General features: G+C 70.9%; 11 protein-coding genes. 6 read left to right on the plus strand and 5 right to left on the minus strand.

From position 1 onward, the window contains the following. Positions 1-73 precede the first annotated feature (73 nt). Both E1294_RS34760 and E1294_RS34765 read left to right on the plus strand, forming a co-directional pair. Positions 74-385 carry a hypothetical protein gene (locus E1294_RS34760; protein WP_132515214.1) on the plus strand — a complete coding sequence of 104 codons (312 nt, stop codon included), beginning with the start codon at positions 74-76 and terminating at the stop codon, positions 383-385. A 54-nt stretch (positions 386-439) separates the two neighbouring features. Beyond that, positions 440-1027, plus strand: a complete 588-nt coding sequence (locus E1294_RS34765; protein WP_132515226.1) for a histidine phosphatase family protein — start codon at positions 440-442, stop codon at positions 1025-1027. A 104-nt stretch (positions 1028-1131) separates the two neighbouring features. On the opposite strand, the gene E1294_RS34770 is transcribed toward E1294_RS34765, so the two are convergent. Continuing rightward, positions 1132-2754 (minus strand): pyruvate, phosphate dikinase, encoded by a 1623-nt coding sequence (locus tag E1294_RS34770; protein ID WP_132515215.1) that lies wholly within the window; start codon positions 2752-2754, stop codon positions 1132-1134. After that, positions 2751-3380 carry a transcriptional regulator gene (locus E1294_RS34775; RefSeq protein ID WP_132515216.1) on the minus strand — a complete coding sequence of 210 codons (630 nt, stop codon included), beginning with the start codon at positions 3378-3380 and terminating at the stop codon, positions 2751-2753. Before E1294_RS34775 ends, E1294_RS34770 begins: the two co-directional genes overlap by 4 nt. Before the next feature lie 321 nt (positions 3381-3701). Here E1294_RS34775 and hemW point away from each other — a divergent pair, with 321 nt between their 5' ends. Then, positions 3702-4922: a radical SAM family heme chaperone HemW gene (hemW, locus tag E1294_RS34780; protein WP_132515217.1), complete on the plus strand. Its 1221-nt coding sequence runs from the start codon at positions 3702-3704 to the stop codon at positions 4920-4922. Here hemW and E1294_RS34785 read toward each other — a convergent pair. The 3 genes from E1294_RS34785 to E1294_RS56380 are packed head-to-tail and all read right to left on the minus strand — an operon-like array spanning position 4919 to position 7640. Then, positions 4919-5872 carry a DUF4870 domain-containing protein gene (locus E1294_RS34785; protein WP_132515218.1) on the minus strand — a complete coding sequence of 318 codons (954 nt, stop codon included), beginning with the start codon at positions 5870-5872 and terminating at the stop codon, positions 4919-4921. The genes hemW and E1294_RS34785 overlap by 4 nt on opposite strands. Then, positions 5869-6675 (minus strand): DUF3097 domain-containing protein, encoded by an 807-nt coding sequence (locus E1294_RS34790; protein WP_132515219.1) that lies wholly within the window; start codon positions 6673-6675, stop codon positions 5869-5871. Before E1294_RS34790 ends, E1294_RS34785 begins: the two co-directional genes overlap by 4 nt. A gap of 17 nt (positions 6676-6692) precedes the next feature. Beyond that, complete coding sequence (locus E1294_RS56380) at positions 6693-7640, minus strand: hypothetical protein (protein ID WP_246083502.1); 948 nt, start codon at positions 7638-7640, stop codon at positions 6693-6695. A gap of 158 nt (positions 7641-7798) precedes the next feature. Here E1294_RS56380 and hrcA point away from each other — a divergent pair, with 158 nt between their 5' ends. The 3 genes from hrcA to E1294_RS34815 are packed head-to-tail and all read left to right on the plus strand — an operon-like array spanning position 7799 to position 10696. Continuing rightward, positions 7799-8812, plus strand: a complete 1014-nt coding sequence (gene hrcA / locus E1294_RS34805; RefSeq protein WP_132515220.1) for a heat-inducible transcriptional repressor HrcA — start codon at positions 7799-7801, stop codon at positions 8810-8812. Between the two features lie 11 nt (positions 8813-8823). After that, complete coding sequence (gene dnaJ, locus E1294_RS34810; protein ID WP_132515221.1) at positions 8824-9969, plus strand: molecular chaperone DnaJ; 1146 nt, start codon at positions 8824-8826, stop codon at positions 9967-9969. A gap of 1 nt (position 9970) precedes the next feature. Beyond that, positions 9971-10696: a 16S rRNA (uracil(1498)-N(3))-methyltransferase gene (locus tag E1294_RS34815; protein WP_132515222.1), complete on the plus strand. Its 726-nt coding sequence runs from the start codon at positions 9971-9973 to the stop codon at positions 10694-10696. Positions 10697-10851 lie beyond the last annotated feature (155 nt).

A 10851-nucleotide genomic window follows, 5' to 3' on the forward strand; every position in this document is an offset into this window, starting at 1 on the left:
CGTGGGCGTAAGGGATTCTGTCGGTGCCGCCCTCTACCTTCTCTACCGAACACCTGTGCGATAGGAGGGTGACGTGATCGCTTCTGAGCGGTTCGAGCGTGCTGCGGTGCTGGGGGTCGCCGTGGCTGAGGAGGCCCGGCGGTTGCTGCGGCACCATCTGGGCTCGCCGGGGGAGGAAGGAGATGACGGCACGGTGCTCGTCGATGTGCCCTACCCCGACGCGGCCGTGTTGACGGCGGTGCTCGACGTGGCGGCCGAGTGCTTCGGGGGGCGGGGTGACTCGGTCGAGGAGGCCAGGCAGGCGGCGCTGGAAACGTTGTTACAGCTGGCGGGGTTCGACGCGGAGTCGCAGCTCAACCGGGACGTTCCGGAGGGCGGCCGCTGACGGTCTAAGATGTTCATGACATCAGAATGTTGAGAACATCTGAAAGGATTCATGATGGCGACTCGGCACCTGTACGTGGTGAGACACGGCGCAGCCGACCCGTTCGGCCGGCTGACCGACGTGGGGGAGCGGCAGTCGCACCTGGTGGCGGATCGGCTCGCCCGCTTGCCGGTCGGTGCGGTGTGGCATTCGCCTCTGCCCCGGGCCGTGCGCTCAGCGGAGATCATCGGCGGGCATCTGCCGGAGGCTCATGTGCGGGAAGCGGCCGAGCTGGTCGACCATGTGCCACACGTGCCGGATGAGATACCGCCGGCGTGGGCGGGATTCTTCGACGGCTACGACGCCGCGGAGGCGGCCGCGGGCGCGAGACTCGCGGATGCCCTGATCGATCGGTTCGCGCGCCCTGCCGAGACCGAGATCCACGAGGTCCTGGTCACGCATGCCTACCAGGTTGCCTGGCTGGTGCGGCAGGCCCTCGACGCGCCGCCGGCGCGGTGGCTGGGATTGGGCTGCGGCAACACGGCGCTGACCGCGATCGACTATTACGACGGTGCGGCGCCGGCCGTGCTGCTCTACAACGACATGGGCCACCTTCCTGCTGACCTGCGCTGGACCGGGTTCGGGCCGAGCGTCCGGCCGTGAGAGGCGGAGTGCGGGAAAGCCGCACGGCAATGCCGGACGTCTCCCGCAGGTCCCGCCATGGATGAGAGCTCCCGCCATGGGATGACGTGACTCGGGCCGGCACCCTAGTCGTGACGGAGTGCGGCGTGGGCGGCGCTGAGGCGCTCGGCCTCCTCGCGCTCGGAGTGGTCGCCCGACACGTCGTCTGCCCAGGCGAGGAGCCGGCGCAGGTGGGCGCCGGCCGCGTCCGTGGAGACGGGTGGGCTGCCGAGGGCGACCTCGCCGCTGGTCCCGTCGATGGTGACGAGGGTGCCTTCGCTGACGGTGCGCCCATCGGCTCTCCATGAGGCGGCGGCGACATCGACGATGAGGCCGCCGACACCGACGACGGCGGGTTTTCCCATCGCCCGTGCGACGACCGCCGCGTGGCTGGCCGGCCCGCCGCGCGCGGTGACGATGCCCGTGGCGGCGGCCAGGCCGCGCATGTCATGCGGGGAGGTCTCCGGGCGCACCAGGATGACCGGGCCGTCGGCGGCCATGCGCACCGCCGCTTCGGTCGTGGTCGCCACCTTGCCGGCCGCGACGCCGGGGCAGGCCCCCACTCCCCGGGCCACGACGTCAGCCTTCGCCGATGCCGCTATGCGGGGCGTGCGGACGTGCCGGAGATGGTGTGGCGAGACCCTGAGAAGCGCTTCGTGCCGTGTGATCAGGCGCGCGTCGGCGAGTTCCGTCGCGACGCGAACGGCGGCGCCTCCGGCGAACCGGCCGGGCCGGACCTGCAACAACCACAACTCGCCGGCCTGGAAGGTGAACTCGACATAGCACGCATCGCGGTAATGGTCCTCGACCCGGCGCAGGGCGTCGATCAGGGCGGTCCACACGGCCGGTTCCCGGCCGGCGAGTTCGTGCAGGGGATGGGCCGCCGATCGGCCTGAGACGACGTCTTCGCCTTGGTGCCCGAACAGGACGTCGCCGTACGGGACGTTCTCCCCGGTGTTGGGGTCACGGCTGAAGGCGACTCCGGTGCCGCTGTGGTCGTCGCGGTTCCCGAACACCATCGCCTGCACGATCACAGCTGTGCCGAGATCGTGCGGAATGTCATGCAGTTCGCGGTACGTACGCGCGCGCGGTGCGTCCCATGACGAGAAGACGGTCTCGATCGCCAGCTCCAGCTGCTGGGCAGCGTCGTCCGGGAGCGGCCGGCCGCCTCGTTGCCGGACGAGCTTCTCGACCGCTTCGATCAGCTGTGCGTCCCCGTCGCCTGTCTCTCGCCCCAGGGCTTCGCCGGGTTCGGTGGTCACTCCCCTGACATCGGTGTTCGTGATCGCGGACGCGAAGCTCGACACGAACCGCAGCCGCGCGTTCAGCGCGAACCGCGCGTCGCCGGTCTCGGCGGCCAATCCCGCTGACGCTTCGGTCGTGAGGCCGAGGTTCAGGATGGTGTTCATCATGCCGGGCATCGACACGCTCGCCCCGGAGCGTACCGACACGGCCAACGGCGCCTGAGCTCCGCCGAACCGGCGTCCCGTCGCGGCCTCCAGGCCGGTCATGGCGATCGCGAGCTCCTCGTCCAGTCCGGCGGGAAGACGGCCCTCACGCATGAACGCCCGGCAGGCCTCGACGGTGACGACGAACCCGGCGGGCACCGGCAACCCCAGACGGTGCAGGACCACGAGGCCGTGTGCTTTGGCTCCCAGAACCTCCGCAGGCTCCCCGGCCCGCGCGGAGAGCGGCCGAATCCACCTCACCGGGTGATCCCGAGCGTCGCGAGCAGGTCTTCGTGGAGCTGGGCCCACACGGTGTGGTAGGAGGCGGAGACGTGGTCGGCCACATACGCCAGCTCGCCCGAGTTCGCCCGGTCGAGGGCTTCGGTCAGGCGGGTTCGGTAGCGGCCGAAGCGCGGCAACGCCGCGGCCAGTTCGTCGCAGACGACCGCGGCCCGCCAGTCCAGGGCGGAGAATCGGCCGAGGACGCGAGTGTCGTACGAAGGGTCGCTGTGGTCGTTGACGGTCATGACGCCGTCGACGGGCCTCAGCTGCCAGGCCGTGCAGAGATCGAGCAGTTCCGGGTTGAGCACGAGAAAGCGTTGGTAGGCCGCGGTGACAGCGGGACGCGCGCCACCTGCTTCGAGCTCATCGGTGATCCACTCGGCATCCGTGACCCGGCCGGCATCCGTCAGGCCCCACACGTCGAACCCGCCGCCCAGATGCGTGACGAGGCCGGCGACCGCGAGGTCGATCAGCTCGGACTCGACCTCGGACTCGTCCATGCCCGTGGCCGCAGCCACACGGGTGAGGCCGGCATGGCCGCCACAGCGCAGTGCATGGAGCACCAGCAGCCCGGTGCCGGTGCGGCGAGGCGCGGGCCGGCTCATGGCGCCGCTCTTCGTGACCGCGCGGCGTGCGCGGTGGCGACTGCCGTCACGGCTCCGTCGTCCACCGCGCCCCGTATCTCCGCCTGTGAGCTCTGCTCCATGAACTCCCGCCTCGCCGCCGACGCGCGTCCGCGCGCCTTCTGGATCCGCGCCGGCCGTATCTCTCTCGCCTTTTTCCGCCAGGACATGGGTTGGATGCTCTCACAATCCAGATGATGCTGCCATCTGGATGGGCGTCCAGGATTCGGGGAAACGTCGCGACAAGCCCTCCGGCAACGTCCGAAACCGGAGCACTCCCGGGAGGCGGGCAGACTGGAAGGCGTGCCATCCACCCCGCCTGACGGCGATCCCGCGCCCGCCACGGGCGAGCTGCCCGCGAGCGCCCTGAGCGGGCTCGGCGAGCGTCCGTTCGGCTTCTACGTGCACGTGCCGTTCTGCGTCACGCGCTGCGGCTACTGCGACTTCAACACCTACACCGCCGCCGAGCTCGGCCCCGGCGCCTCCCACCGCGACTACGCCGACACGGTCGTCGAGGAGATCCGGCTCGCGCGCCGCGTCCTCGGCACGGCCGAGCTGCCGGTGGAGACGGTGTTCTTCGGCGGGGGCACCCCGACTCTGCTGCCTCCGGAAGACCTGGCCAGGATCCTGGGCGCGATCGGCTCGGAGTTCGGGTTGCGGCCTGGGGCAGAGGTGACGACCGAGGCCAACCCGGAGTCCGTCGACCCGTCCTCCCTCGACAAGCTCCGACAGGGTGGGTTCAACCGAGTCAGCTTCGGCATGCAGAGCGTCCGCAAGCACGTGCTCCAGGTGCTCGACCGCGGGCACACGCCGGGGCGGGCCGCCGCGGCCGTGCGGGAGGCTCGGGCGGCCGGGTTCGAGCACGTCAACCTCGACCTGATCTACAGCACGCCCGGCGAGTCCGACGACGACTGGAGGGCCTCGCTGGACGCGGCGATCGAGGCCGGGCCCGACCACGTGTCGGCATACTCGCTGATCGTCGAGGACGGCACCAGGCTGGCGGCCAGGATCCGGCGGGGCGAGCTGCCGATGCCCGACGACGACGTGGCCGCCGACCGCTACCTGATCGCCGACGAGCTGCTGTCGCAGGCGGGCTTCCGCTGGTACGAGGTGTCCAACTGGGCCACCTCCGACGCGGCGCGCTGCCGGCACAACCTGCTCTACTGGACCGGCGGCGACTGGTGGGCCGCCGGTCCTGGCGCGCACAGCCACGTCGGCGGCACCCGCTGGTGGAACGTCAAACACCCGGCCGCCTACGCCCGGCGGCTGGCCGGCGGCGCCTCGCCCGCGCACGCCCGCGAGGTGCTGGACACCGGCGACCGCGACGCCGAACGCCTGATGCTGGAGCTGCGGCTGGCGTCCGGCTACCCGCTCGCCGAGGTCGCGCCCGCCGCGCGTCCCGTTGTGGCGAGCGCGCTGGCGCGGGGGCTGCTCGAGCCCGGGCCGTTCAGGTCGGGGCTGATGGTGCTCACGCTCCAGGGGCGGCTGCTGGCCGACGCCCTCATCAGGGATCTGCTCGTCTAAGTGATCATGCGGATGGCGAACGGATAGCGGTACATCTGCCCCTTGTTCGTGGCCATGGCCGCCTGGATGTGGAAGATCAACGACACGATCCAGACCACCGGCAACAACAGGATGCCGACGAAGACGATCATCAGGATGCTCGAGATGAGATAGCCGATGAACATCGTGATCTGGAAGTTGAGCGCCTCGGCCGCCTGGTCCCGTACGTAGGGCGACTCATCCTTCTTCATGAGGTAGATGACCAGCGGACCGATCCAGGAGGCCAGCAGGCCCAGAAGGTGCGCGATCATCGCCAGCGAGGTGTCGTCGGTGCCCGGGCGAGGGCCGAAACGTCCGGGTATGTACGGCTCGCCCGGGCCGCCGGGGTAGCCGTGGCCGGGCGGAGGGGCGTAGCCGGGCGGGGGAGCGCCGTAGCCCGGAGCCTGGCCATGACCGGGCGGTGCCGCGTAACCGGGAGGCGGACCGTGGCCGGGTTGCCCGTAGCCGGGTTGCCCGCCGTAGCTTGACCGCCCGCCATGGCCTGGTTGCCCACCATGGCCGGGCTGGCCGCCGTAGCCGGGCGGCTGAGGTCCGTAGATGGGCTCGGAGTCGGGCATCCGGCCGTAGGGCTGCTCGCCGTATGCGGGCTCGGACCCGGGTTGCGGGCCGTACCCGGGCTGGCCGCCGTAGCCGGGCTGGCCGGTATACCCGGGCTGGCCGGTGTAGCCCGGTTGTGCGCCGTAGCCGGGCTGGGAGCCGGGTTGCTGGGCGTATCCGGGTTGGTCGCCGTATGCGGGCTGGGAGCCCGGCTGAGAGGCGTAGCCGGGTTGGGAGTACGGTTGGCCGCCGTAGCCCGGGTCGTCGCCGGGGGCCGGGGACTGAGGGCCGGAGCCGTGGCCCGGCTGGAGGTCTGACGCGGACACCTTGCGGGTGCGTTCGTCGTCAGGCGGCGGCTGGGAATCCTGGCTCATGGTGCCTCCGTCACGAAGTCGATCAGTTCTTCGACCCGGCCGAGCAGCTCCGGCTCCAGGTCGGTGTAGGTCGAGACGGCGCCGAGGATGCGCCGCCATGCCTGCGCGGGCTCCATGCGCCAGCCCAGAGCCGCGATCACGCCTTCCTTCCACGGCACCCCGCGCGGCACGTCGGGCCAGCCGGGGATGCGCAGCACGGACGGTTTGACCGCCTGCCAGATGTCGACGTAGGGGTGCCCCACGACGAGCACGTCCGGCGAGGTGATCTCGGCGGCGATCCGGCTCTCCTTGGAGCCGGGCACGAGATGGTCGACCAGCACTCCGAGACGGCGGCCAGGCTCGGGACCGAACTCCGCCACGATGGCGGGAAGGTCGTCCACGCCCTCCAGATATTCGACCACGACCCCTTCGACCCGCAGGTCGTGACCCCAGATCTTCTCCACGAGGGCGGCGTCGTGCACGCCCTCCACGTAGATCCGGCTCTCCCTGGCCACCCTGGCCCGCAGCCCTTGGACGGCGATCGAGCCCGACGCGCTGCGCCTGGGGCCCGTGGGGGCCGCCTCCGGGCGTACGAGTGTCACGGGCTTGCCCTCCAGCAGGAACGCGGCGGGCGCGAGCGGGAACAACCGGCGTTTCCCGAACCGGTCTTCGAGCGTGACGGCCTCCTTGTCACAGGCCACCACCGCGCCGCAGAAGCCGCTGTCGGCGTCTTCCACGACGAGCTCCAGCTCGGCGGGCACTTTCGGGATCTTGCCCTTGCCCGGCCGACGCCAATTCCCCGCCAGTACATCGCCCTCGTACACACGGGGACGGTAGCAAATCACCCGCCGACCGCAAGGCGCTTGCGCGACGCACCCCGGCCTGCCAGGACGACGACCGTGCCGATGATCGCGGCGAGCAGCCCCGCGCCGCCGATCAGCAACGGGGTGGTCGTCCCGCCGCCAGTGGAGGAGGCGTCCCTCCCGATGCCGTAGCGTACGGCGGCCTGCTCCTGGTGGGTGCAGGTCAGCTGGTAGTCGCCCCTGTCGGGCGCGTTGATGACGAGGAACTGCTGCCAGACCGTGCCGCCCTCCGTGACCTTCGGGATGCCCGCGGTCTTGGCGAGCTTGGCCGGTCCTGGGCCGCCGGAGATCTCGCACGCGTAGTTGACGGCCGTGTCGCTGGCGATGTAGACGGCCGGTTTGTCCGCGGGATCGATCGGCACCGTGACGCTTTCGCCGGACGCGAACGTCCTGGCCGGCGCCAGGCCGGACGCGTCGGTCCCGCCGCCGAACATGACGGCGGCGATGATCAGGCACACGGCGGCCACGCCCCAGACGGCTCCGAGCCACCACAGGGGCGGCGTCACGGCCTTCGGGTCGATGCGTGGCGGGAGCTGGGGCTGCCCACCATGAGGCCCGTACTGTGGCGGGGGGCCGAACGGGGGCTGCCGGCCGTACTGGGGCGGTTGCCCGTACGGCCCGGGCTGGCCGCCGTACGGCGCTTGCCCGTACGGCGAAGGCTGACCGTAGCCGGAGGGCTGATCATATGGTGGCGATGGATGCCCGAACTGCGGCGGCGGGCTGTAGCCGGGCTGTGAATCCGCTTGAGGCTCGTAACCGGGCTGGGAGGTCGGCTGGGGGCCGTAGCCGGGTTGGGAGCCTGGTTGAGGGGTGTAGCCCGGGTGGGAGCCGGGTTGCTGGCCGTTCTGTGGAGGTTGGGGTTGACCTGGGTCGGGATCCTGCCCTGGCGGCTGGTTGGACGACGGGGGCTGGGAATCGTCGGTCATGTGCGCAAGTGTGAGGCCTGTCCCTTCCTGGAAGCTAGAAGCAGGACGGGACACGGTGTTATCGCACCTTGTGGGCGAGAGCCGTACACTTGGCACTCGGGAACACAGAGTGCTAGAGCCTGTGTTTTCCCCATGGCAAGAGGGCAGGAGGTGAGCGCGTGCTTGACGAACGGAAGCTGGCGGTGCTCCGCGCCATTGTCGAAGACTACGTGTCAACCCACGAACCGGTGGGCTCCAAGGCGCTGGCCGACCGCCACAATCTGAAGGTCTCCCCGGCGACGGTCAGGAACGACATGGCTGCGCTGGAGGAGGAGGGATACATCACGCAGCCGCACACCAGCGCGGGCCGGGTGCCGACGGACAAGGGCTACCGCCTTTTCGTCGATCGGCTCTCGCAGGTCAAGCCGCTGTCGGGGGCCGAGCGCCGGGCGATCGAGACGTTCCTGGCCGGCGCGGTCGACCTCGACGACGTGGTGACCCGCACGGTTCGCCTGCTCGCGCAGCTGACCAGGCAGGTGGCGGTGGTGCAATACCCGACGCTGACCCGTTCGACGGTGCGGCACGTCGAGCTCGTCCAGCTGAACGACCGGCGGGTCATGCTCGTGCTGATCACCAACACCGGCCGCGTCGAGCAGCGTGTGATCGAACTGCCCGAGGTGGTGGAGGAGGCGCGCATCGCGCATCTGCGCGCCGTGCTCAACTCCTGCCTCGACGGCTGCGGCCTGAGCAGCGTGCCCGACCTGGTGGCCGACCTGCCTGAGCGGTTGCCCGCCGAAGACCGGGCCGTCGTGGCGACGATCCTGTCGGTGCTGCTCGAGACCCTGGTGGAGCGGCACGACGAGAAGATCGTGTTCGCCGGGGCGGCCAACCTCGCCGGCGCCGACTTCTCCACCGGCCTCCGCGACGTGCTGGAGGCACTGGAAGAGCAGGTGGTGCTCATGCGGCTGCTCGGCGAGACCACCTCCGACACCCCGTCCGCGCTCACCGTGCGCATCGGCTCGGAAAACCCCTACCTGCGGGGCACATCCATCGTCGCGACCGGATACGGTTCTGGCGACAACCAACTGGCCCGGCTCGGGGTGCTGGGACCCACGAGGATGGATTATCCAGTGACGATGGGCGCCGTGCGCGCGGTGGCACGCTACGTCAGCCAGATCCTGGCTGCATCATAAGAGGTCGATAAGTGGCAAACAGCGACTACTACGCCACCCTCGGGGTGCGCCCTGACGCCAGTCAGGACGAGATCAAGAAGGCCTACCGCCGGCTCGCCCGCGAGCTGCATCCTGACATGAACCCTGATCCTGAGACTCAGGACAGGTTCAAGGAGATCACGCAGGCCTACGAGGTCCTGTCCGACCCGAGCAAGCGCCAGATGTACGACCTGGGCGGCGACCCCTTCGCCGGCGCCGGAGCGGGTGCGGGCGCCGGTGCCGGCGGGTTCGGCGCGGGCTTCCCCTTCAGCGACATCATGGACGCCTTCTTCGGCACCGCGGCCGGTGCCAGGGGCCCTCGTTCGCGTGCCCGCAGGGGCCGTAACGCCACCATCAGGGTCGAGCTCGACCTGCGCGAGACCGCGTTCGGCACCACCCGCGAGCTGGTCGTCGACACGGCCGTGATCTGCGAGGTCTGCCAGGGCGCGGGCGCGGCGGCCGGCACCCACCCCGACACGTGTGACATGTGCAACGGGCGCGGCGAGATCTCCCAGGTCACCCGCTCGTTCCTGGGCCAGGTCATGACCTCGCGGCCGTGCCCGCAGTGCGGCGGGTTCGGCACCATCATCCGCAACCCCTGCCAGGAGTGCTCGGGCGACGGCCGGGTGCGCACCCGGCGGACGATCAAGGTGCGCATCCCGGCGGGCGTCGAGGACGGCACCCACATCCAGCTCGCCGGCGAGGGCGAGGTCGGTCCCGGAGGCGGCCCGCCGGGAGACCTGTTCCTCGAGATCGTCGAGCGGCCTCACGAGATCTTCGAACGGCGCGGCGACGACCTCCACTGCACCGTGCAGATCCCGATGACGGCTGCCGCTCTGGGCACGGTGCTGACGGTGGAAACGCTCGACGGCGCCGAGGAGGTCGACGTCCGCCCGGGCACCCAGTCAGGCCAGGTCATCACGATGTACGGGCGCGGCGTGCAGCGGCTCAACGAGTCCGGCAGGGGCGACCTGCTGATCCACGTCAACGTCGAGACGCCGACCCGCCTCGACACGGCGCAGGAGGAGCTGCTGCGCGAGCTGTCCAGGCAGCGCGGCGAGGAGCGGCCCCCTGGCAAGTTCGCCCCGGGGCAGCAGAGCTTCTTCTCCCGGCTGCGCGACGCCTTCAACGGCAGGTGACGTGACCGTCCCCGTGTTCCTGTCGCGGAAGCTGGACGGCACGGAGCTGACGCTCGACGGCCCAGAGGGGCGCCACGCGGCCTCTGCCAGGCGCCTGCGGGCCGGCGAGCGGGTCGATCTGACCGACGGCGCCGGTTCCGTCGCCGAGTGCGTCGTACGCGAGGTGGTGAAAGACGCGCTCAGGCTCGACGTGATCGGCCGATACACCGTCGAGCCGCCCCGCCGGCGGCTGGTCGTCGTCCAGGGGCTGCCCAAGGGCGACAGGGGCGAGCTGGCGGTCGAGATGATGACCGAGGCGGGCGTCGACGTGATCGTGCCGTGGTCTGCCGCCCGGAGCATCACGCAGTGGAAGGGCGACAAGGTCGCCAAGGCGCTGGGGCGCTGGCGGTCCGCGGCTCGTGAGGCGGGCAAGCAGGCCCGCAGGTTCCGTCTGCCCGAGGTCGCCGACCTCGCCTCCACCTCGCACGTCGAGCGGCTGCTGTCGGAGGCGGCGCTGGGGCTCGTGCTGCACGAGGAGGCGGCCGAGCCGCTGTCAGGAGAGGAGTTGCCGTCGGGCGGCGACATCGTGGTGGTCGTAGGGCCTGAGGGCGGCGTCTCCGCTGACGAGCTCGACAGGTTCCGCGCGGCGAAGGCCGTGCCGGTGCTGCTGGGTCCCACGGTCCTGCGTACGTCCACGGCGGGCGTGGCGGCGGCAGCCGTGCTGATGACGCGTACGGGGCGCTGGTAGGGCCTCTGAGGACCGTCAGGGCGCCGGCATGGAGGCGTCGAGGAGCGGGCTGCTGGCGCCGGTGGGCGTCTCGTCCGCGACGTCGCCGGGCGGGCACTCCTCCAGCGGGCACGCCGTGGGCTCCATTGACGTCTCTTCTGGGGTGGGCGTCGGGC

Origin of the sequence: Nonomuraea diastatica (assembly GCF_004349015.1) — a bacterium.
Taxonomy (GTDB): Bacteria; Actinomycetota; Actinomycetes; order Streptosporangiales; family Streptosporangiaceae; genus Nonomuraea; species Nonomuraea diastatica.